The organism is Spiroplasma taiwanense CT-1 (assembly GCF_000439435.1).
Classification (GTDB): domain Bacteria; phylum Bacillota_I; class Bacilli_A; order Mycoplasmatales; family Mycoplasmataceae; genus Spiroplasma_A; species Spiroplasma_A taiwanense.
Window position 1 is genome coordinate 603,767 of the sequence record NC_021846.1, and the last position, 24,113, is coordinate 627,879.

Below are 24,113 nucleotides of genomic sequence, written 5' to 3' on the forward strand. Positions count from 1 at the left end.
GCGATTTTTTCATTCAATTGTACTTTTATTATACATTTTTTAACATTTAAACAAAACAAAAATTACAAATTTTTTAGATTTGTTTGTCATTTATTAAATTACATATTATTAAAAGATTAAATTATTGTTCAATTTATATGCTCTTTCATTGAGCATATTTTTTAATACGGTTAATGAATATACTTTACTTCCATAACCCAACGCAGACTTTACAAGCCTTGAAACATCTGATTCAGCCGATACTCCAATATTTCATTTTGTACCTTGATTGATTATTCCTACCTTATTATTTTTAAAGTATTTAAAGACTTCTTTTGGAGCCTCAATTTCTAGTAATTCTATTAGATCATCATAATTACCTGAATAAAATAAATCTATGGCGATTTTAAATAATTCTTTACCATGATATTTACCACTAAACAAAAATAGCTTTCTAAATTCTCTAACAGCATGAAATCTATCTAAAATATAGTTAGCTCCCATAAACGAAGCTAATTCCTTAATTCAAGTAGCGCCATCTCCTCCAACTACCAATTTAGCATTTTCAAAGTTTTCTAGAAATTGCATCCTAATTCATAAATTCTTATAGCTAGTTCTTCAGTTGTTAACTTTTCATCTTTTCCCATAAAAAATGTAGTTCTTTTATCTTTTAATTTTCTACGCTTTTTATGAATTGTTTTAATATCAAAACCTGTGCAAAAAGAAATTACTCTTATTTGAGTATCCTTATTTCTTTTTAATTTTCTTCATTTATATTTATTTTTAAATCTATCAACATTAACAAATGCATCATCAACAAAAATATATACTCTTTGTTTATCAACTAAATTAACTTTCCTCTCAACTTTATTTCTTTTATCTTGATTTTCTATAGATTTAAAGATTCTTGAAATAGTCATTGGTGATAATTGAGCTTCAGGAAACATGTCAATAATATCTCTATAACGTTTACCAGTACCTAATTGTTCTTTGATTAATTCAATTAAATTTGAATCCAGTTTAGATCATTTCTTTAATTTTAATTCTTCATCAATTAGTGCTGTATATTTTCATTTTTTATTTATATAATGTTTATAGATATGTCTATCGAATGTTAAATTTTCAAACTCTGTCGTAATTGTTCTGGATTTGACTTTAACGAGAATGTATCTTTTTTTGTCTCTATTTTCAAGAAGTTCCATGTCTCTAGTCTCTATTTCTTCCTTTCTTTTGTTTAATAAATATTTATATTCTTCCTTACGATTAAATAACATATTATTTACCTCCTTTCTAAATAATTATATTATTTAATTAAATAAAAAATAGAGCTTATGCTCTATTCAAATTTAGTATTAACTTTTATACCATCTCAATATCAATTATTTATATTTTCACTATTTTGTTTCGGTTGCAAATTTCCAATACCAATAATTGCAAATTTTATTATTTCTTCATATTGATCTATTTCTCATTTAGAACTTTTAATATTCATAACTAATTCTTCCAAAGACAAATTCAATGCGCTTGGCAACATTTCAAAATATTCGCCATTTTTATTCAATAAAGAATATTTAATAACTTCTGAATCCTCATTGGAAGTAACATCAAATTTAGGATTAAAAAAATAAATTGAAATATCTAAATCTTTAAATTCATTTCATTTATTTTCAAATTCTTTTTCCGAATAAAAGTTTATTTTTTCATTCTTAAAAGAATTAAATATTTCTACCTTTTGGTCATCCAATTTATCAAAAAAATCCTTAACTATTATTGATTTTTCTATATTAAAATTATCAATTTTTTTTGATATTTCAGTAATTAAAGACAAATCCTCATTAGTTAAAGAATAACTTAATTTATCATTAGAACAAGAAATTACAGCCATTGGCGTTGCCGTTAATACAGATAATGATAATAAAGATAAAAGTTTTTTAAATATTTTTTTCACCTCTATGTATTATATTATCATTTTTACCCTAGTAATATTTTGTTTATTAATTTTAAATAATGTCAAATTATCTATTGAAATAACCTTATTATTTTTGCCAACTAACTTTATTTTTTCAATTACCTGAACCATAAATTCCGGAGATATCTATTAGCTTTGGATTTAATGTATTTAGTTCAAAATTATATTCTAATAAGTTATTGTTATTTAATTTAATTATATTATGATAATTAATTTTAAATAATTCATCTTTTTTACCAAAATAATTAATTCACTCCTTTGAAACTTGAACAATAAATTTTCCTATGTTTTCGTCTTCTAATTTAAAATCTTTAACAGATAATGAAGGTAATTGTGTTTCATCAATTTGATTAGGTAAAAAAGGTCAAATGAATCTATTTTTAGTTGTCTTAATTGTCAATGAATCTGAAATAGTATTTTTTAGCGAAATATTAGTTGTACCATTCAAAATATTTTCTAAATTAAAATATAAACTTTTTAATTTAACTTTAATTGAGTCTTTAAATTTTCAAATCCCAGTACCATCATCTTCAATAGTTCCAGTTCATATAGGTTTAGTTTGTAGTTCAAAAAATCAAGGTAACAAAATTTTATTATCTTCATTTAAACCTTGATTAATTGATAAAGAACCAAATATGTTATGTGATAACATTGCTCTAATAGATTTATAATTTTTGTATTGTTCTTTATCGATGTAATCAGGAAAATTTTGTTCTCAATTTTTTTCTAAACCGTCAATATATTCAACAATTGTTTTACCTTCAAATTCTTGTTTATATTTTGCCATTTCATTAAGTTCACCAGTCTGATCATTTTTATATCCCGAACCTTTAAAATTATTTTTATAATTATAACTAGCAGTAAGAACTTCATATAATAAGTTTAGTAGACTATTTGTTATTAAAATTTTTTCTCTATATAGTGTAATAGAATGTAATTTTTCATAACTATTAGCATATTTAATTTTTCCATCTTGTTTCTCAAATGAAGGACTATTACCAGGGATTTGCTGCGTTTTTCTTTCAGGATAAAATTCTTTTGTATCTCAATAACCTTGTCCAATACCTGTTATTACTCATGTTTTTTTCAGTGTAATGACCCTTATAATCAAACTCAATTTTTTTTAAATTTTTACCTTGTATGGTTTCTATTTCTATTTCAGTTTCTTCTGAATTATCTACAATTAAATCATTTATTTCTTTAGTATTTATAAATTCTTTTGCTTTCTCTCAAGGCAAAATATCTTCTATCATTCAAAAATTAAATAAATTAGCTTCTCCTTGATCATTGATTTCAATTGGATTAACTCAAATGGGTATTAAATCACTTTTGGATATAATTTCAGGAAATAACTCAATGCCCTCTTTTGTTTCTCCTAATACTTTTAAATTTGAAAGTAAAAATGAACTTGGTGCAGTTATTTTTAATTTCTTTAATTCAAGAGAATCTAACTGTTTACCAATTCTAAAAATAGCATTATTACTATCACGTGCAGCTCATGTATTTAGATCTACAATTTCGATATTTTTATTTCCATTCATATTATCTGTCAATGGACTATCTGCATCTATTTTTTGAATTAAATAACCAAAATTAGTAATGTCATCATCTGTTTCTAAAATGAACTCAGATACCATGTATAACTTATTTCTTGAGTATTTAAATGTCTTCCCATTTTCAAAATTTAAAGAACCTGTTAAATCCAAATATGAATATACGTTCTCTTTTTCGTATTGTGCAATATCAACTTCACCATCCATATTAGATACAGATTGTTTTGTACGATATTCATATGTTTGAGCATCTGGTCTTCAAGTTTCAAATTTTAAATACTCATCTTTATAAATAATTACTAAATTTACACTATTTGGTGAAAAAGTTAAAAGCGAATCTGTCTTACCTTTTATAAGTTTTTTAAGCTCATAAAGATAATATGTCTTTCTTTGACCGCTCGGAAGACTTTCTATTTGATCATCTTCTTCATATATAATTTCATTTGGATTTAAAGTCATAGGATTTGGCATATTAATCTCCTTCGTATTCTAAACGTTCTTTTTTCATGTATGAAATATAATTTTTCATCATTGCATATGTTCTAGCTTTACCATCTTTTCAACCATTTTGTTTAGCTAGTTCATTATATTCTTCTTCTATTTTTTGATAGTTTTCTTCTATATCTTTTTTAAACCTGTGGTAATTCACTGGGTCTATCTTCTTGCGAATCTTTGGCATATATTTCCTCCATTGATGGTGTATCCATCGCCTTCTTTAAATAATTTCATTTATCATAAGAAGAATTAGCTTTATGTGTAGTTTCTTCTAACTGATTTTTTAAAGTATCTAATTCTTCTAATAAATTAGAATTTATTAATTTACTCTGTTGAACATCTTCATATTTAATTGAAATACCTTTTTGTTGTTCTAGATGCAATTGGTATTCTTTAAATTTTCTATTTGTTTCTTTTTTAATTTCTTGTTGTTTTGCAATTACTTCTTTTTCTAGGTCATTTTTATAAGCTAAATTTAGTCCATGTTTTTTTTCTAATTCTAAAATCTGCTTTTTAAGATTTTGAGTTTTTTTATACTCACTAATTCATTTTTGTTGTAGATCCATCTTGTTTCTCCAATCTTTTTAATTGAACTATTTTCTTTTCTGTTTTGATTAGATACCAACACACAATTAATGTAATAACGGGAATAAGTTTTATAATTGCATTTACAGTAAACTTAGCCTTTTTACTAGGAATAAATTTATGAAAATTATGCAGTAGCGCGCCACTGGCACCTGGGATTAAAGTAAGCATTAATTGATTACCTCAATTATTAGCTCCAAAACCTTCCATGCCCATATTAGCCCATTCTAGTCAATATGGTAAGTCAATTAAAGAAGGTAATAAAGTTCAAAGTGTAGTAATAATTAATATGAATAAAGCACTAATGCTATTTATCATTTGACCTTGTTTCTTTCTAATTTTTTCAATTGGATTTAAAAACTGATCTTCATACCTTTCTCTATCTTTTACATAATCTCTCTTAGTTCTATTAAATGGTATAGAGCAATGTCAGGTATAATTAGGTTTTTCAATTTTATTATTTTCTATTATTTTTCTCCTTTTATAGTCTATTAGAAACCATATAATCATATAAAAATTCAGGTACTCAAATATAATTTATATTTTCAATTTGACCCTTTCATTAATAATAGTAAATGATGTAATAGTACTTTGACCATTAACTTTAAGGACTTTTCCATTATCATTAATATAAATACCATACATAATGATTAAAGAATTTAATGGTCTTTCGTTTTTTAATCTATCTTTTCAAAACTGATCGGATAATAATACTGTTTTTGGATTAAGTAATGTTTTGCTTAGTAAATTTAGTTTTTCAGTGAATTTAATTTCTAATTCGTTTTGTTTAATTTCTAATTCGTTTTGTTTAATTTCTAATTCATTTAATTTTTCAGTGAATTTAATTTGTAATTTTTCCTCAAATTTATTTACTAAATCTTCATTATCTACTAATTTAGTTGCAATATTGTTAATTAACTCTCCATCTTGACTTAATTCTTTTTTATATTTATCTAATCTATCTTCAACATAAGCAGCAATATCTTTAAATAAATTTTCAGATTTAATTCTGATTATTTCAATTAATTCATCAATTTCAGCTGCTGTGTATATATAATCAAAATTTTTATCCTTAATATGAGAAAATACTTCTTCTCATGTTGAATATACTTTTCATAGTTGTTTGATTTGAGTTTGATTAAGTGCCTTAATTGCGCTTGGAGTAAATATATCTTGATAATGGTTAGTTTCTCGTGTTTGATTTTCTTCGATTGAATATCCAGAATTATTTGAAAATGTTTGCTTTACATTTTTATCTGTAATTAACATTCCATATAATTTTGAAATAAATGTAGAATAGCATGCTGCTTTAATTAATTTTAATTTATTAATAGAAAGTACATATATTTCTATGTGAGAAAATAATTCATTAAAGAAAAAAGTACACCATAAATTGCAGGTTCAGTTATACCAAAGATTCCAGAAGGAATTGCTGCAATTGAATCATTTTTAGTTTTATTATTTTTTGAAATAATTGCCAATCCAATTATTGCTCCCAAACACCCCCATTGTGTCATTCCAACAGCAGATTGTAAGAAAGAAACTCCCCCATCTTTTTGAGCAACAGCAGTTAAAATTGTAATTATTGGTAAATGCATTCCCATCATAACCATTAAAGGTCAAAATATGCAAGAATTGCTTGTGCCATTCCAAATGGTGTAAGTGTCAAATAATAAACAATTCAGAAACAATTTGTTCTATTACATAGTAAATTGATCCTAATATAAAGAATGTTATTAGTGCAATTGAGAAAATAACTAATAAAGGTCTAAAAACTGTTTCAAATGATGGTTTAATTCAACTTTTAATTCAAACATCTAATTTACTTGCAAGATATATTCCATAAATTATTACAAATGGTCTATTTGTAAAAGGCATTACTTTAATTTGTGCAAGACCATATCACGCAGGGTTTTCATTTACACTTCCATTAATTCCTGTTTCAAATAATGTTCATTCAGTTCCATAAAGTCCATTTACAGTACTTCCACCATTAAATAAAATAGGATTTGCAATAACTAAACCAATTGCAGAACCAATTATTGGTGAAAGTCCAAAATAATTTGCAGCAGTAATTGCAGCAAATAGATCTAAAAATTTTAAAGGTGCATCTGAAATTACTTTTAAAATTGCTAAAAATACATTAGCATCTTTTAACAAAACAGAACCTTCTGGTATTATTCCATTTGGTGGAGTTTCATAAAGTACATTTGGCATTACTTTTGCAATTTGTAAAATAGATACAATTCCCATCATCATTACAGATGCAATTAAGACAGGAATTAATGGAACCATAACTCCACCAATTACACCAAAAAATCTTTTAAATAATGAGTTTTTTTGATTATTTGTTTTTACTGCAAAATTTGCTTGAGAAGAATTATTTAACTTAACAATTTCATCCTTTACTTTATAAACATCTTGACCAATTACAATTTGAAGTTCAACTCCATTTCAAATTAAACCTTTAACTCCCTCAGTATTTTTTATTTCTGATTCTTTAACATTAGTTTTATTTATTACAGTAAATCTTAATCTAGTTATACAATTATAAACTTTACTATAATTATCTTTTGAACCAACTAAAGTATTTAATTTTAAAGCTAATTGTGAGTAAAAATCTTTTTGATTAAAATAACTTTCAAGATCAATATTTAAATTTATTTCTTCATTTTTTACATTTGCAATAAATGTACCTATTAACTCTCCCTTTTTATAATTCAATTTATTTTTAAATATAAATTCATAATTAATATTTTTATTTTGATTATCAATTGTTATTGGACAACTATATTCATATCCTTCATTTTTAATACTTTGTAAATCAACATCAACAATTTTTGTATTTAAATTAACTGTGTCACCTAATTTAACATATTGATTAAATGGTTTACCATTTAATTTTACAGTGTCCAAACCAATGTGCATTAAAATATTTACATTTTCATTTATTTCAAAAAAATATGCATGTTTTTTATCAGTTACTAATGATAATTTTGAATTTTTTAATGGTGAATTAAAAAAACCATTTAGTGGTTCAATTCAAAAACCATTTCCAAGCATTCTAGTTGAAAATAATCCATCATTTAATTCTTTTAAATCATGTGCAATACAATCAACTGGTACATATATCTGAATTTTTTCCATTTTATTATTCTCTTTTCAAAATAATTTTCCAATAAAAAAAAAAAAAAACAATTTTATTAAGAAACTAAAAAATTACTTTCATTAATAGAAAGTAATTTTTAAACTATATCAATTATCATTTTAATTATTGAAGCTCATATTAAGATGATTAATAATCATTTTATATATATTTCTTTTGTAAAATATTTTTTTAAAAAAAGGCAGAAACAGTTGAAATTATTGCTGCAAAAGAGAGCGGTAATAAGAAGTTTAAAGTTATACTAGAATTCGTAAAATTCTCATTTTTTATAATTAAATTAATTAGACTTGAGATCATTATTATTGTGTGACTAATTGGTGCAGCTTCTTTCATATTTAAATAACACAATAAAACTAAAGCAGGCATAATAATTGGTCCTCCACTCATTCCAGTTAATGAAGTTATAATTCCTGCAAAAAAAGTAATTAGAGATATTTTTAGCATATTAATTTTTGTTTCACTTTTTTTATTAATATTAATAATTAAGAAATTTTTTTTATAAATTATTTTATTTGAACTTTTTTTTAAAAACATATTCAGATAAAATAAGCAAAATAGTCACAATTGTCAAAAATATTATTATTATATAATTTATATTTTTTTTAAAGCACTCTAAAATTACATTAAATGTTGCACTAATAAATACTAAAAAAGTCGATATAAATTTAATTTCTTCAAGTGCATATGTAGTTAAAATAACTAGAAGCAATGGAACATAAAGTACTCCTCCACCAACTCCAGAAATTGAACCTAAAAAAGAAACTAATAATGTTAAGAAAAGTAATAAAATGACAATTTCAATTGTTCCCATTTTAATTACCTCTTAAGTTATATCTTCTACAACTCTAAATCCTGTATTACTTGATGAAGTTGCAGCAGAAGCACCATTTCTAGAATAAACTTTATATCTTTTGCAATAAGAATCATGATATAAAAATGACCCTCCTCTAATTGCAAACATTTGATCTGAATTATAGCTAAATTATTCTTTCATTTTTAAAGCACTCATTTCATTAAAAAATTTATAATCAATTCTTGCTGGATTTAAGCATCATTCTCAAATATTTCCAACCATTTGATAAAGTCCATAACCATTTGGTTCAAAACTCTTTACTTTTATTACACCATTTTTAGTTTCAAAATTAGTAGTTTCACTATATTTAAATTCTCCTTTTCAAATATTACATCTCATTTCATTATTGCTATCAAGAAAATCATTTCCTCATGGATATATAGAATTTAGTAAACCACCACGAGCAGAATATTCTCATTCAGCTTCTGTTGGCAATCTTTTATTTGCTCATTTACAATATTCTAATGCATCATTTCTTGAAACATGAACAACAGGAAAATCTCACCTATTATCAATGTTGCTTTCTATTCCTTCTGGATGATCTCAAGTTGCTTGAGTAACAACATATCATCAATCAGCATTTGGAACTTTTGAATATTTTTTTCTTTGTTCATCATTTAATAATGAAAAAAATACATAACTAAATCCAAATTTTTGCGCGTCAGTAATGTAATTTGTTTTATCAATAAATTCTTTAAATTCCAAATTTGTAATTGGTGTTTCACTAATTTTAAAATCATTTACTTTAACAAGTAATGCTGGAGAATCATTATCAACTGTTTTATCTTTTATTTGTTCATTGCCCATTAAAAACTATTTCCCTTAATTTTAATCATACATTCACCATTTTCTTTCATTATAATTAATTTGATTATATCATTTATAAAAGAAGTGTTTTTCCCTATAAAAAAATAATTAGCATAATTTTATATAGTAATAAAAATACATGAACTATTTTTTCATTCATGTTTAATTTAAATTTAATTGCTACAATTACTTTTTTTACTTATTATTAAATAATAGTTATTTTGAAACTAAAGTTATCTGTACCTGGATAAAAAAGTGTTATTACTGTTTCACCAAGTTTATAGATTTTAAAATTAATAAATATTTCTTCACTATTAGTATCATTATAAGAAATTGAATAAAATTCAGCTACAGAAACATCACTTGATAAAATTTTTGAAAATGGTCTATAAAATCAATCTTTTATAATAACTTTAACTTTTTGAAATGGTAAATTTTTATATCATTTAAATTCTTGATCTGTTGTTCCTATTATAACTGCTTTTTTTGTTGTTTGAACAGTTAATGATCCCTTAAAAAAATCTGAATCTTCTATTGCAATTATTGTTACTTCTTTATTTGCAATTATAATATCATTCTCTATAGCAGAATCTTTTAGAAAATCTATCATAAAATCTTTTTCATAAGATACACGGTCAATTTTTAATAAAAGATTTAATTGATTTTTGACTAATTCCAAAATATCATTTCTTTTATTTCCTGCTTGTATAATAACTGAAAAATTAAATATATCAAATTTCTGAGTTATATATTCTTTTGAACCTCTAAAAAATTTATTGTTTGCTTTACACTCTACAATTAAATTTTTATTTTCCATAATTTGATCATTTAGTAAATTAAATGAATTTTTTTCATAAATAAAATTAAAGTCATTTTTAGAAAAATAATTAAATTTATTAAAAAATAAAGAAATACTATTTTGAAAATTATTTTCTATTTCTTCTTTTAGGAAACCTGCATTTGGAACAAAATTTAATTCATCCAATTCTAAAAAGCTTGATTTTATTTTTTTAACCCCTTTAAGAATATTATTGACATTATTATTTGCAGAAATAGTAATTATTTTGTCTCCTACAAGAAAACCATTATCAAAAGATTCGTTCTCGTAACTAATTGAAAAGTTATCAGCAGTAAATACATTTTTATTATTTAATTTATTTAAATTTTCAAGCACTTGCTCTAAAATAAATTCTTTTTTTGAGCCTGCATTAATTTTCAAATCTAAATTTTCTAAATCTAATCTTAAATCTTCATTTTTTTGTTTTTCTTCACAAGATACTACAGTAATACTTGGAAAAGAAAATAAGCCTATACTTCCAAATAACCATATTATTTTTTTCATATTTATTTTTTTCCTTCTATTTTATGTTCACGTTTAAATATATTATTTTTTTCTTTTGAATTATTTTTCAATAATTTTTCTTTCTTAAGTTTTCAATCTTTAATAATTTTTCTAATTATTTCTATTTCAAATTCAAGATCTTGAGTTTCTCTTTTATAGAACTCAATTTCTTCTTCTAAATAATTCTTTGCACCAATCTTTTTTTCAAATTCACTCTTTCTTTTTTTAGCAATTACTTCTTTTTCTTTTATTTTTTTATCCAAATCTGTTAAATATAAAAATGACTCTTTACAATATGACATATTTTTCCCTTTTTAGTTTTATTCTTATTTATTTTATTGCTAAAAAAAATAACTAAAAGATTTAAAAAAAAATAAAATATTTTTTACAAATAGTAAAAACATTTTATTTTTCATAAATAATCTAAAGTTTCTATTTTTCAAAACTTTTATATAAGAATGATTTTTTAAAAATCATTCTTATAAAAATTATTTTTTTGAATTTTGAATTTGAATTTTTACAAATTACAAAATTTTTAAAACTTTTTAAAATTTCAAAAGTTACTACTTTTTCTCCAAATAACATAAGAGAATTATTTTCCATTTTTAATATTGAAAAATACTTGCAAAATAGAATCATATATATTACAAAAATAATTTCATAGATAAAATAAACTGCAGATAAAATAATATAATTTTTGATAAAAAATTCATTTGTAATGTCTACTTTTAAAATTAGTTCTGGATTAAATAATATTAAAAATCAAAAAATACTTATAAATAGTAAAGATAAAAAAAAGAAAATATTTATACCTAAATAAGTGTAGGATATTTTAGTTTCTTTTATTTTAATAATTTTTAAATAATTAATAATAATTCATAAATTAATTAAAATAAAATTAGTAAATGAAAAATACGATAAATACTCAAACAATATTAAATATCAAGCCATTACTTTAATTCTCCCCTTGAATATATTTTTATTAAGTTAATTAGATTTTTATATCCTTGAATTTCATCATAATCAGATAGATTTAATTGATATTCAATAAAAGACTTATTAAAATATAAATTCTTTTTAAAATTTGTATCACTATAATTAAAATCAAATTTAGTATTACTTAATTTTGGACCTTTTTTTAGTTCCCTTGATATATTAGACTGTAAATCACTTTTATTTAAAACTCCTTTGTTAATTAAGAAATTAAATTTATTTGTTAAATTTGTACCAACTTTTAATTGCTCAAATCTAATTGAAGGAAGAAATTCAACACTTAAATCACTCTCAATTTGACCTGATTGAGTAACATGATCATATTTTGGATAAGCCCACATTGTATCTCCAGAAATATAATTTAAGTCTACTCATGGATAATCATCAAAATCTGAACTTCAAACATTATTTCCATTTTGTCATCCTGTTATTACATATTTTAAGAATGAAGGAGACCCTTGTAGTAATAGTGCCATTTGCATATATCCCAAAATACCTGGTTCTGATTTTGGTAAATTAAACGTGTTATCAACATCTAATGAATATTGACCTGTTTTTAATCCCAATTTATTTCTATTATTTAGCAATTTATTAAAATTTGGATTTGCTTCATTATAAACATCTAAAAAATATATTCATAATTCATCAACAAAGTCATAACCTGAAATATAATTATAATCAATGTCTCTATCTCAATCAGAAACAGCTAATTTTAAGTATTTCTTTTCTGGATCAATTTCTTTCATTCAATTATTATGTTGAGTTGTAGTTCACTTATCTTTTTCATCAATATAAAAATACAAATCTAGCTTATCAAATCAATCAGGATTTTTTGAATCAATATGATTTTTAAACTGCTCAAATCATCAAGTATTAAATTTTTTACCATTTTTATCTAAAATTGAACTGTTTGCAGTAAAATATTTTTTAGTTTTATCATTGTAAATCATCAAACCACCTTGATTTTGGCCTCAAACTGTATTAATTGAATTTAACATACCCCTTTTCATTCCAACTTCAACCATTAAATTTAAAAATTTATCAAATGTTGCTCAACTTTCATCACTAATATATAAATCATTTACAATTTCTTCAAAAACAATATCATTACCAAATAAATTATCTGTATTTAAATCACCCTTATATTGTCAAGGAATAAAATTCATTTCTTTTCTTCTATTTTCTCATCCATTATTTAATTCTTTTTCACCAAAATTAGAATTTCATTTTTCTGAAATATTCATTTGAAATCAATTCATACCCATTTCTGACATATAAGTAAATTCATTTTTTCAGTATTTTTCTCAATTATAATCAATATATTCATTCATATCATTTTTATTTAAAATAGTACTTGGTACTTTTCCATTATTATAATAGTAAGAACTTCACTCTGGAAAATGAAATAAATTATAATCAGAAACTGTATTATCAAATGATAAATTTAATGCATTTATATTAATATCTAAAATATTTGAAAATATATTTAAATTTTCTTGATTTGATGAAAAAACTTTAAATTTTGCTTTTATACTTTCATTACTTGTTGAAAGATACTTTGAAAAATCATTTGATTTAAATGAAATATATACAATATAAATTCTATTTTTAATAGCATTATTTAGTGCCTTATTTGAAGTCATCTTATCAGGAACAAGTAAAGTTCTATTAATTCCATAAGGGTTATACATTCCATTAGATAATTTACTACCTGATGCATAAATAAATTCTGCAAATCCATAGTTAACTTCAATTCCAATTTCTTCTAATTCCTCTTTATTTTGCAATTCAACAGATAAATTTAAGTTACTTATATCATTTTTTATAACAATTTGTGAATTTCAAAAATCATTATTTCATAAATCAATTGAATAATTTGAATTATCACAATAAGAATAATTATCATAATTTCCATAAAAAGAGGCATTTTCCAAATTATTGCTTTTCTCATTAGTAGTATATAAAGCAAAATTTTCAAGCCCATCTGCTGCAAATGAATGAATTTTTTCATTAGAGATATCTGTTGATGTTTCGCTAGAATGTTCACAACCTTCTAAAAAAACATCTCTAGTTAAATCTTTTTTTAAAGCAAAAGTTACAATTATTAAAATAAGTAAAGCTGTTTGAAATACTAAAATAGTAAATATCAAAAATTTGGTTTTCATGTTTAATACCCTTCTTAAAAAATTAGTATAAAGTTTTTTATGTTTTTATAATATCAAAAAAATAGTTTTTTATTTTTTAAATTAGATAATGATTAAAAATTTGAATATTTTTTAATCATTATCTTAAACATTAATGATAATTCTTTTGTGTTTTGTTCTGTAAAACCCATTTCTTTTTCATATTCATTAACTCATTCAATAATATCATTAACAACACTTTCTCCCTTTTGAGTCAAATAAATTTCATTTTCATTTGCTCTTGAAGAAAGTTTTTTTTCAATGTAATTATTTTTTATTAAGCTTTGAATATTTCTATGCATTGTTGAAGTATTTGTGTCTGTTAAATCTGCTAGTTCAACTTGACTTATTCCTTCCACATGTTTTATAAACATTAAATGTAAATATGCAAGTCTATAAAGATCTTGGTATTTTCTGATCATTTTTAAACTTATTCTTTTACTTAAAATAATAATTACTAAATTTCCTTTAACTAAAGTGCTTAAATTATCTAAATTATATTGTTTTTTCATTGACACCTCTTAATAGATATTATATGATTAACTTGTTTCATATGAAATAAGTTAATTTATTTGAAATAAAAAATGTTACTACCATAATTTATTATAAACAAAATAAAGGAGAAAATAATAAAATGCTTATTAAAAAAAGGAAAAAAATTGAACTATACACGCATTTATTCAGTGCACTAAAAAATAAAAAATTCTTAACTTTTTTAATGTTTATTTTAACAATAACTATTGCTTTACTTTTTATTTGAAATATTAAAGCAATTGAATATATTACAGCACTATTAGTCTCAAAAAGTGTATTGGATTCAATGTTATCAATGAATACAACAGATATTTATGAAATAATTCAAAAATTAGGTTTAGATTATACTCAAAGTCAAATTGATGAAATTTGAAAAAGTTTAAATTTTGGTTCAAATGTCTATGAACAAATAATTCAAAAATTCTTTTATGATTTTGTTTATTATGATGATGGCAAAAACTTATATTTGGTTTTTTGAAATATGAAATTTAATCTTTATTCACTTTCATTTACTATGATTGGTGATGTAAGTATTATAGTAGTACTTTCATATTTTAATTTTATTACAAGTGGTTTTATCGCTCAAGCTTATGAAAATGATTTAAAAAGAAAATTAATAAATAAAATAATTCTTCAAGATTTACATTATTTTAATTCAAATAAATCAGGTCAATTAATTTCAACAATAGTAAAAGATAGCTCAATTGTTACTTCATATATTAAAGAAGCACCAATTATCTATTTCTTATCAATTATTACAATTTTATTTTCAGCAATTGTTATGTTTAATATAAGCTGAAAATTAGCTTTATGTGTTTTTGGTTTATTACTAGTATTTATGCTAATAATTTTTATTACTATTTTAATTTCAAATAGTTCTACAAGAAAAATTAGTAAAATTTCACAGGGACTTGATAATGAACTTAGTGAAAAAATTTATAATATCAGACTAATTAAATCAGTTGGAACTTTTGAAAAAGAGAAAAAAAATTTTGATGATATGATCAATCATGTTGGAAAGAAAAAAAAGAAAAAATTCTTTGCTTCTGAAATCCCTTCTGCATTAATAATTGGGGGAATTGGAAGTTTCTCAATGGCATCAATTATATTTGGAGTATTTCTATTTTATAATGAAACACAAGCGCTTATTAGTATAATGACCTCTTTTACAGCAGGCGTTATTGTAATGACAATTCCAATTATGCAACTAAGACAAATAATTGGTGATGCTCCTCAAGCCAGAGTTTCTGCTGTAAATATTAGTAATTTAATAAATAGTGAAATATTTATTGAAAAAAATAATACTTTAATGATTAATGAAAAAATTAATTCTATAGAATTAAAAAATGTTGGTTTTGTATATTCTGAATCAAATGAATATGTAATTAAAAATTTTAATATAAATTTAGTAAGAGGAAAAAAATATGCTTTTGTTGGACCAACTGGTAGTGGAAAATCAACAATTGCAAAATTATTATTAAGATTTTATGATCCACAAGATGGAGAAATACTGATAAATAACAAATTAGATTTTAAAAAATTGAATTTAAAATCTTGATTAGATAAAATTGGTTATGTTGATCAAGAGCCCCAAATTTTAAGTGGAAATATTTATGAAAATGTAAGTTATGGTTTAGAAAATAAAACTCAAGATGATATTATTGAGGCCTGTAAAAAAGCAAAAATACATGACTTAATTATGAGTTGACCAGAAAATTATGAAACTGTTTTATATGAACGTGGAGCACAATTAAGTGGTGGACAAAAACAAAGACTAGTTATTGCACGATTAATTTTAAAAGACCCTGAAATTTTAATTTTAGACGAAGCTACAAGTGCACTTGATAATATTGTTGAAGCAGAAATTCAAAGTGAACTTGAAAAATTAATGGAAGGAAGAACAACCATTTCAATTGCTCATAGATTAAGTACAATAAAAAAATTTGATGAAATTTATGTATTAGAACAAAATAAAGGAATTGTTGAAATTGGAAATTTTGAAAAATTAATTTCTATTGACGGTTTATTCAAAACATTATATCAACTTTCAAAATAGAAGAACCTCATAATATTATGAGGTTCTTTTTTATTAAATTTTAAATAATGTTTCTAAGGTTAATTTATGAATTTGTAAATCTAAATCTACTATTGGAACAATTATAAAATCTTCTTTAAAACCAAAGTAAGGAATTTCAATAATATAATTATTACCATCTTGCTGTTCAATTATATTTTTTTGATTTGAATTTTCATAATCATTAATAAAACTTCTATTTCTTCATAATTCAAATTGTCTTTCATTTTTATTTTTTGGAATATAATTTTCCACTCTTAAAAATAAACTTTCTTTAACCATAACTTTGCAATCATTAACCTCAGTATTACATCAACCTTTTTTAGATTTTTCATCAACAGATATTTTCATTTTTTTTGCATTAAAATTTGAATTTATATATAGAGTAATTCAATTAAATGAATTTGTTGTAGCTTCACTAATAAATAACTTTTCATAATATTCTGGTAATTTATTATTTAAACCAATAACATATAAATCATTATTTTCTCACCCTATTTCAAAATATCCATGCAAAGTAAATTTACTTTTATTAGAAAAATTTAAGTAGTCTGATTTGAAAATAGTATTTTCAATTATATTAAAAGATAATTTCAATTTTTTATAGTTTTTGACACCCTCTAAATGAAATCAATTTTTTTGTCCATCATTTTTTACTTCAATTATATTTTCATTAGAAGTTTTAAAACCATTACTACTGTAATTAAGTATAATATCAAATTTTTCAGTTTTTATTTCATTTATATTGAAATGACATTCATTCAACCCATAATATTAACTTCAATTTTTTTATAATTTACACCTTTAAAAGTGTCATCATAAATTAATTTAAAATAAATATCATTTTTATTTATATTAAGAGATAAATAAAATTTATCATAAAATTTTACATTATAAAGTTTTGTAAAATTTTCTTTTAAGATTTCTGTTTTTTAAATTAAGTCTTCCATATTTTTAAAGTTTCCATCTTCATATAATTCCTGTACTTTTTTTAAAAAAATTTTTTCAAAATTTGGTGATTTTTCATAAACTGGTGGATCATATACAAAACTTGTATTAGAACATGAATTTACAAAAGTTATAGGTATAAAAGTAAGATATAACACAAAAATGCTTTTAATAATTTTCTTCATTTATTTTATTTCTCATTTTAAAATTTTTAAATCTAATGAAGTATTTTGTCATTTACTACCAAAACCTGTAACTCCTATAGAACCATAAATTTTATATTCCAAATCATAATTTAAATTTATTCTAACTGTTATATCACTATCAACTTCTGAATATACACCAAAACTAGTTTTTTTAAATTTTATTAATTCCACTTTTTGTTCAACATTTAATTTCATTTTTTCTAATGAAAAATTTGAATAATTTTTAATGTTATCATAACCATTTACATTAAATTTTAAATTTTTAAATTTATTTGTAAAAGCTTTAAAGTAATCATAATTGGCTGTTTGTTTTTGCTCATCTGTTAAGTAGTCTTTCAAATTTAAAGCTTTATATCAAATATTATTATTTTCTCAAAAATATGTATTAAGCGTACTTCAATTTGAACTAATTTTTTTATTTATTTTATGAAAAATTTGACGATTTAAACTGCTATAGTCATATGTAACATGAACAATTGCATTTAAAGAATTATGATTAAAATTAACAAAATTTGTTGAATTAATTATTACTTCGAAATAAGCTTCAGTATAACCACTGCTTTTATATGGTGATTTTATTTTTACATTTAAATTTTTAGAATTATTTTGTAATAATTTATCATAGTTATTATTTCCTCAAATATTATTTATTTTTGGCATCAAAAAATCATCAATAGCTTTTAATGCATCTGTTTTATTTAAATTTAATGATTCAGGAATTTCATTTTTTTTTCATCATTATTGTTGTTTGATTTTTTGAATTATTTGGATCAAAAAATTTATCAAATTCTGATAAATCGATACCTTGCTCAAATGGAACTAATCAAACATTAAATCAAGTAAAACCTTTAAATAACGAATTAGTTGGTAAAGCAAATATTAATATTTCATATTTATTGCCAATTGAATTTTTGAGAATAGTAAAATCTTCACCTTCAATAATGTAATTATTTTTATTTAATCAAACATCACTTAGAAATGCAATATCTTCTGGGTATTGTTTAATTAATTGTAAATATACGTAATTTCTAATATTTTTTTCATCATTTTTTATAGAAATACTATTTGGCTTTAATTTAAATTTTGAGATATCTTCTTTTTGATCAATTTCTTTTTTATTAATTGAATTTTCCTGATTATTTAATAATGGTACAGTATTTGTTAAAGTACCTAATGAAAATAAAGTTGCTAATAAAAAATTCATATTTTTTTTCCTTTATATTTTAAATTTGCATTTTTATATTTATATTTATATTTTAGTTTTTTAAATGCAAACTTATTTACATTTGTAATTTGTTAAATCAAACTAAATTATTTTTATTCCTCCTTTAGTTTCACTATATTTTCAAATTTTTTAAAAAAATTAAGATATTTTACTTTGAAAAAAAGTACCATAAGATTTTTAAAATTTAAAATTAGTTTTTTTAATAAAAAATAAAAAAATCTATAAAATTAAATTTCATAGATTTTTTATTTCTAAATTATAAAATTATTAACTAGATTTATTTCTCATCTCTTCAAGTAGTTTATTCATTCTTGGTTTAATTGCTTCTTGTTCTCCACCATAAACTATGTGAATACTGTTTCCTTTTACAAGACTTCCAGTAGTTCCTCCAAGTGCTTTAATTCCATTTAGATCTGCTATTGAAGAATCTTTTACAGTTAATCTTAATCTTGAAGCACATGAATCAACATCAACAATGTTGTCAGGCCCTCCAAGGAATTCAATAATTTTTGCAGCTTTAGCAACTCTTGCTTCTTCTGCCTCTGCACCTTTTCCTTCTTTTTTAGCTTTAAAGTCAGCTTTGTTAAATAATTTAAAGTCAACTTTACCTTCTCTACCTGGAACCATAACATTTCCATATTTTACTGCAAAATAGAATGCAAAGAAGTATGCAAATGCCATTGCAACTCCAACTAATAATACACCAAATACATTTCATGCACCCATTGCATTATTACCAAAGAATGGAATTAATCCAAAGACAATATAATCAATAAATCCACCACTAACTGTCATACTTACATGTGTTTGTAATAAACCTGCAAATAAGAATGAGAAAGCAGCTAATGGCATATGTACTCCATAGAATAATCAAGGAGCTAAGAATAAGAAAGTATATTCTAATGGTTCTGTAATTCCTGTTAAGAAACAAGTAAATGCAGCAGAGAAATAAATTCCCATTACTGATTTTCTATTTTCTTTTGGAACATTTAAGAACATAGCAACTCCAGCTGCTGGTAATCCAAATAACATAAATCCAAATTTACCACTTTGGAATCTTCCAATATTTAATCCTAATTCTTGTAAGAAAGTATAATTCATTATATCTAAGTTACCATTTACAGCATAAGCCATATTTTGATCACCCATTGCCCCTCAAAGTGAAGTTTTTGCAATAGCTTCTCTTAAATTAGCTCAACTTGTAAAAGTATTATTTTTGAAAAATGAATTATATAAGTCAAGTAATCTTTGTTGTTCAGTTGCATCTTTTACATTATTAAAAGCTTCTGCAATTGAACCTCCTGCGTTTGTTCATCATAATGGAGCATAAAATACGTGGTGTAATCCAAATGGTACAAGAGATCTTTCAATTATCTCAAATACAAATGAATCTACTCCATATCCTATTTCTCCTGATTTTTGTCCAAATCAAGCAAGACCTTGACCTAAATATGGTCATAGGAACATAAATATAAATGATAATGGTACAACTAACATAAATGCAATAATTGGTACAAATTTTGTTCCACTAAAGAAACTAATTGCACTTGGCAATTGAATTGCATGAAATTTGTTATAAGCGTATGCAGAAATTGCACCAACAAAGATTGCTGCAAAAACTCCAGTATTTAATGAATTAACTCCTAAATTTGAAGTAATTAATCCATTAGGAATTCCATTTATTCATAATAGTGAGTAAAGGATTTTTCCTGCTCCATCAATTTTTTCTAAATTTGAGTTTAACATTATTGTATTACTGTCAATAACACCCCCAACTGTTGGTGCAACACTACTACTAAAGTAAGTAATATTTTGTCCAACTCCTGGGGTATCCCCAACTCAAGCTGCTCATTCTCCATTTGAATATGATGCAAATCCTAAAATTTTTCCATCAATATCTGTTAAAGCAGCATAAACATTATTTTCAACAGTTTGGCTGTGTAATAAAGCTGCTTGCATTCCGTTTAAAACTAAAAATCCAACAACAGCTGTAATTGCAGCAACACCAGAATCTTTTGTATATGCCATAGCAACTGAAATAGCAAATAAAATTGGTAAATTTCCAAAGCAAACATCACCCATTTTATTCATAGTTGATCCTAAATAAAACCCAAATGATGCATCAGGACTATTTGAAGAAATAGCTGCCCCAACACCCAAAAATATACCTGCAATTGGCAATAATGCAATTGGAAGTAAAAAAGCTTTACTTAGTTTTGATAAAGTTGGTGAAATTCTTTTTCCAAAATTTTTTCATCACTGTTTTGAAAAGAAAACAACTTTATTTTGATCTATCACTTTTTCTGTAATATCTGTTTTCATTATTTATTCCTTTCTAGTAATATTTCAAATTTAAAAGGCTTGAATTGTCATTGCAATAAAAGTAATTACTATTACTACCATTAATAGAATTGAAAAAAATAAAATATTTTTTTTCAAAAAATTTCAAATATTATCTCTATTTGATTTTCCTGCTAAATTAGACTGAACATAATTTCTATTATTTTTAATTCAGTAATAAACTACAATTAAAATAATTAAAATTACAAAAGAACTAACCAGTCCACTAATAGAAATTATTTGTTCATTTGTCATAATTTTATACCTTTCTATTTAGTAATTCATACCTTTAATTTTTAGTGAGACTAATCTCACTTATAATAATAAAGAAATATAAAAGAAAAGCAATATTTTCTCCAAATATGTTAATTTTTTTAGAAATCTAATTGAAAATCTAGCATTTTTATTATTATATTATAAAAATATTTTTATAATTGGTTAAATGATTTACTTATTTTAAAATATAAATTATTTTTGTATTTTAAAATATTTTTGATTCCAATTTAAATTAAAAAGGAACAATATAAAATATTGTTCCTTATAATTATTTTTTTATTTACCTCTTTTAACAGCATTCATTGTTTTTTTAATGTCTGTTTCTGTAGGTTTTCTTCCCATACTTCTATACATTGCTCTTATTTGATTTTCATTAATTGGAGGATTATCTCTTAATTGTTTTTGAATTACTTTTCTTGTAATTACAAAACCAATTATTCCTCCAACAACAGCTGCTGCTATTCCAATTAACAAAGCTCCTCATCATGCTATCATAGTTAATATTCTCCTTTATAAAAAAAATATGTCTTATTAATAATAACATATTTAATTAATCAATACTATTTAAAATTTCTTGTGAAATATTTTGTGCATCAAATTTAATATGTTTTAAAACATCATTAAATGGTGCTGAATAACCAAATGTATCCACACCAAATGCTACTCCACTATCACCTAAAAATTGGTGTCAACCAAAAGTTGATGATAATTCTATTGAAAATCTTTTTGTATTTTTATCAATTATTTGATTTTGATATTCTTTTGATTGAAGTAAAAATTCATTCATATTTACCATTGAAACAACATTTACCTTATGATTTTTATTTTCCAAAATTTCTTTAATTTCTAATGCAAGTTGAACTTCACTTCCTGATGCAATTAGAGTTATATCTGCATTTTGTGATTTTGAAATTAAATAAGCTCCTTTTTTTACTTCATTTAAAATATCTTTTGAATGATCAAGCTCTTTTAAATTTTGACGAGTAGCTACAATAACACTTGGTTTTGTTTTATTATTTAAAGCACAATAATAACTAGCAAGAGTTTCTGCCATATCACAAGGTCTATAAACACTTATATTTGGTATACTTCTAAGCATTGCAAGTTGTTCAATTGGTTGATGAGTTGGCCCATCTTCTCCAACAGCTATTGAATCATGTGTAAATACTGAAAGTGTTTGAATTTTCATAATTGCACTCATTCTTAACGCTGGTTTTAAATAATCTGCAAAAACAAAGAAACCTGATGCAATTGGTAAAAGACCAGTATGTAATGCAATTCCATTATTAATTGCACTCATAGCAAATTCTCTTACACCATACATAATATTTCTGCCTGTTTTATTATTAAAATCATAATTGCCATCAGCACCTTTAATTTTTGTTGATTCGCTTAAGTCTGCACTTCCCCCAATTATACTTGAAATATTTTTGCTCAATCAATTAAAAGTATTTGATGAAGAAACTCTTGTTGCTTGTTCTTGTTTTTCATTTAAATTCATTAATTGATCAATATCAATATCTCATTCTTTATTGATTGAGTTTAAAAGTTGAGTTGCTAATTGTGGAAAGGTTAATTGATATTTTTCAAATAAATCGTTTCACTTTTTATTTGATTCAACTCCCCTATTTAAAACATTTTCTTTATAAAAATTATATACATCACTTGGAATACTAAAATCTGATTCATTTCAATTAAAATAGTCTTTAACTACTTTAATATCTTCACCTAACGCAGCACCATGAACTTTTACAGTTCCTTGATTTGTTGCACCAATTCCAATTATTGTTTTTACCTCAATATATGTTGGTTTATCATTTTTTTGAGCTTTTTCTATTGATTTAACAATGTTTTCTAAATCTTCACCATTATCAATTCTTAAAGTATTTCAACCTGCTGCTTTAAAGCGATCAGCAATATTTTCACTTTGTGCAACATTTACTGGTGCATCTAATTGAATATCATTTGAGTCATGAATAACAATTAATTTATTTAATTTATATCTTCCTGCAAAACTAATTGCCTCTTGACAAACACCTTCTTGTAAATCTCCATCTCCACATAAAACATATGTAAAGTGATTTATTATTTCTAAATCTTTTTGATTATATTTTGCAGCTAAATGACTTTCTGCAAGTGCCATTCCAACTCCCATTGCAAATCCTTGTCCTAAAGGACCTGTTGTTGCTTCAACTCCTGGAGTATGTTGAAATTCAGGGTGACCTGGTGTTTTTGAGTTTAATTGTCTAAATTGTTTTAAATCTTCAATTGATAAATCAAAACCTGATAAATGTAATGCACTATATAATAATCCACTTCCATGACCTGCACTTAACACGAATCTATCTCTATTAAATCAAGTCGGGTTTTTAGGATTAATGTTCATTATCTTTGTAAATAATGAATAAACAATTGGTGCTGCACCAAGAATAATTCCTGGGTGACCTGAATTAGCTTTGTTTACAGCTTCAACTCCAAGAATACGTAATGCATTTAAATTTTTATTGTTTTTGTTCATAGCTCTAACCTCTTCATTTCACTTTTATTATATATTTAAACATTAAGAAAATTGCACTATAAATTAA

26 protein-coding genes and 1 pseudogene are annotated in these 24,113 nt (G+C 23.4%); 1 reads left to right on the forward strand and 26 read right to left on the reverse strand.

Annotated elements, in window-relative coordinates:
- Positions 1–108 precede the first annotated feature (108 nt).
- From STAIW_RS03105 to STAIW_RS03180, 18 genes and pseudogenes are all read right to left on the reverse strand, one after another.
- Positions 109–534, reverse strand: a complete 426-nt coding sequence (locus tag STAIW_RS03105) for a hypothetical protein (protein WP_169522262.1) — start codon at positions 532–534, stop codon at positions 109–111.
- A gap of 20 nt (positions 535–554) precedes the next feature.
- A complete protein-coding gene (locus STAIW_RS03110) occupies positions 555–1,253 on the reverse strand; it encodes a UPF0236 family transposase-like protein (RefSeq protein WP_020834393.1) in 699 nt (232 codons plus the stop codon).
- A gap of 62 nt (positions 1,254–1,315) precedes the next feature.
- Complete coding sequence (locus STAIW_RS03115) at positions 1,316–1,927, reverse strand: hypothetical protein (protein WP_020834394.1); 612 nt, start codon at positions 1,925–1,927, stop codon at positions 1,316–1,318.
- Positions 1,928–2,015: 88 nt separating this feature from the next.
- Positions 2,016–3,065 carry a hypothetical protein gene (locus STAIW_RS03120; RefSeq protein WP_148285976.1) on the reverse strand — a complete coding sequence of 350 codons (1,050 nt, stop codon included), beginning with the start codon at positions 3,063–3,065 and terminating at the stop codon, positions 2,016–2,018.
- 908 nt (positions 3,066–3,973) lie between these two features.
- Positions 3,974–4,150 (reverse strand): hypothetical protein, encoded by a 177-nt coding sequence (locus tag STAIW_RS06200; protein ID WP_169522263.1) that lies wholly within the window; start codon positions 4,148–4,150, stop codon positions 3,974–3,976.
- On the reverse strand, positions 4,131–4,562 hold the full coding sequence (locus STAIW_RS03125; protein ID WP_020834398.1) for a hypothetical protein: 432 nt from the start codon (positions 4,560–4,562) through the stop codon (positions 4,131–4,133). Before STAIW_RS03125 ends, STAIW_RS06200 begins: the two co-directional genes overlap by 20 nt.
- Complete coding sequence (locus STAIW_RS03130) at positions 4,537–5,091, reverse strand: hypothetical protein (RefSeq protein ID WP_020834399.1); 555 nt, start codon at positions 5,089–5,091, stop codon at positions 4,537–4,539. The genes STAIW_RS03125 and STAIW_RS03130 overlap by 26 nt, the downstream gene beginning before the upstream one ends.
- A 27-nt stretch (positions 5,092–5,118) precedes the next feature.
- Positions 5,119–5,850 carry a hypothetical protein gene (locus tag STAIW_RS03135; RefSeq protein WP_020834400.1) on the reverse strand — a complete coding sequence of 244 codons (732 nt, stop codon included), beginning with the start codon at positions 5,848–5,850 and terminating at the stop codon, positions 5,119–5,121.
- Positions 5,851–5,930: 80 nt separating this feature from the next.
- On the reverse strand, positions 5,931–6,080 hold the full coding sequence (locus STAIW_RS06205) for a hypothetical protein (RefSeq protein WP_169522264.1): 150 nt from the start codon (positions 6,078–6,080) through the stop codon (positions 5,931–5,933).
- A complete protein-coding gene (locus STAIW_RS03140) occupies positions 6,040–7,728 on the reverse strand; it encodes a PTS glucose transporter subunit IIA (RefSeq protein ID WP_041618856.1) in 1,689 nt (562 codons plus the stop codon). Before STAIW_RS03140 ends, STAIW_RS06205 begins: the two co-directional genes overlap by 41 nt.
- A 190-nt stretch (positions 7,729–7,918) precedes the next feature.
- Positions 7,919–8,281 carry a sulfite exporter TauE/SafE family protein gene (locus STAIW_RS03145; protein ID WP_020834401.1) on the reverse strand — a complete coding sequence of 121 codons (363 nt, stop codon included), beginning with the start codon at positions 8,279–8,281 and terminating at the stop codon, positions 7,919–7,921.
- Complete coding sequence (locus STAIW_RS03150; RefSeq protein WP_020834402.1) at positions 8,256–8,558, reverse strand: TSUP family transporter; 303 nt, start codon at positions 8,556–8,558, stop codon at positions 8,256–8,258. The genes STAIW_RS03145 and STAIW_RS03150 overlap by 26 nt, the downstream gene beginning before the upstream one ends.
- Positions 8,559–8,570: 12 nt before the next feature.
- Positions 8,571–9,407 (reverse strand): annotated as a pseudogene (locus tag STAIW_RS03155) (SUMF1/EgtB/PvdO family nonheme iron enzyme).
- A gap of 205 nt (positions 9,408–9,612) precedes the next feature.
- The gene (locus STAIW_RS03160; protein WP_020834405.1) at positions 9,613–10,749 is read right to left on the reverse strand and encodes a hypothetical protein; all 1,137 of its coding nucleotides are present in this window, start codon (positions 10,747–10,749) and stop codon (positions 9,613–9,615) included.
- Between the two features lie 2 nt (positions 10,750–10,751).
- Entirely contained in the window at positions 10,752–11,051 is a 300-nt protein-coding gene (locus STAIW_RS03165) for a hypothetical protein (protein ID WP_020834406.1), read from the reverse strand.
- Between the two features lie 130 nt (positions 11,052–11,181).
- On the reverse strand, positions 11,182–11,700 hold the full coding sequence (locus STAIW_RS03170) for a hypothetical protein (RefSeq protein ID WP_020834407.1): 519 nt from the start codon (positions 11,698–11,700) through the stop codon (positions 11,182–11,184).
- Positions 11,700–13,907: a hypothetical protein gene (locus tag STAIW_RS03175; protein WP_020834408.1), complete on the reverse strand. Its 2,208-nt coding sequence runs from the start codon at positions 13,905–13,907 to the stop codon at positions 11,700–11,702. The genes STAIW_RS03170 and STAIW_RS03175 overlap by 1 nt, the downstream gene beginning before the upstream one ends.
- 92 nt (positions 13,908–13,999) lie before the next feature.
- Complete coding sequence (locus STAIW_RS03180; RefSeq protein WP_020834409.1) at positions 14,000–14,437, reverse strand: MarR family winged helix-turn-helix transcriptional regulator; 438 nt, start codon at positions 14,435–14,437, stop codon at positions 14,000–14,002.
- Positions 14,438–14,643: 206 nt separating this feature from the next.
- Between STAIW_RS03180 and STAIW_RS03185 the strand changes: the two genes are divergently transcribed.
- A complete protein-coding gene (locus STAIW_RS03185) occupies positions 14,644–16,515 on the forward strand; it encodes an ABC transporter ATP-binding protein (RefSeq protein WP_169522265.1) in 1,872 nt (623 codons plus the stop codon).
- A gap of 33 nt (positions 16,516–16,548) precedes the next feature.
- Here the strand turns inward: STAIW_RS03185 and STAIW_RS03190 are convergent, their stop codons facing one another.
- The 8 genes from STAIW_RS03190 to STAIW_RS03225 all read right to left on the reverse strand — a co-directional run bounded on the left by STAIW_RS03190 (position 16,549) and on the right by STAIW_RS03225 (position 24,046).
- Positions 16,549–17,298 carry a hypothetical protein gene (locus STAIW_RS03190; RefSeq protein ID WP_020834411.1) on the reverse strand — a complete coding sequence of 250 codons (750 nt, stop codon included), beginning with the start codon at positions 17,296–17,298 and terminating at the stop codon, positions 16,549–16,551.
- A gap of 167 nt (positions 17,299–17,465) precedes the next feature.
- Complete coding sequence (locus STAIW_RS03195) at positions 17,466–17,666, reverse strand: hypothetical protein (RefSeq protein ID WP_020834412.1); 201 nt, start codon at positions 17,664–17,666, stop codon at positions 17,466–17,468.
- Positions 17,667–18,347: a hypothetical protein gene (locus STAIW_RS03200; protein ID WP_020834413.1), complete on the reverse strand. Its 681-nt coding sequence runs from the start codon at positions 18,345–18,347 to the stop codon at positions 17,667–17,669.
- Positions 18,348–18,381: 34 nt separating this feature from the next.
- On the reverse strand, positions 18,382–18,891 hold the full coding sequence (locus tag STAIW_RS03205) for a hypothetical protein (protein ID WP_020834414.1): 510 nt from the start codon (positions 18,889–18,891) through the stop codon (positions 18,382–18,384).
- A gap of 288 nt (positions 18,892–19,179) precedes the next feature.
- Positions 19,180–21,234, reverse strand: coding sequence for a PTS transporter subunit EIIC (locus tag STAIW_RS03210; protein WP_020834415.1), 2,055 nt, complete (start codon positions 21,232–21,234; stop codon positions 19,180–19,182).
- Positions 21,235–21,264: 30 nt separating this feature from the next.
- Positions 21,265–21,507 (reverse strand): hypothetical protein, encoded by a 243-nt coding sequence (locus tag STAIW_RS03215; RefSeq protein WP_020834416.1) that lies wholly within the window; start codon positions 21,505–21,507, stop codon positions 21,265–21,267.
- 297 nt (positions 21,508–21,804) lie between these two features.
- Entirely contained in the window at positions 21,805–22,023 is a 219-nt protein-coding gene (locus STAIW_RS03220) for a YneF family protein (protein WP_020834417.1), read from the reverse strand.
- 55 nt (positions 22,024–22,078) lie between these two features.
- Complete coding sequence (locus STAIW_RS03225; protein WP_020834418.1) at positions 22,079–24,046, reverse strand: transketolase; 1,968 nt, start codon at positions 24,044–24,046, stop codon at positions 22,079–22,081.
- Positions 24,047–24,113: the final 67 nt, after the last annotated feature.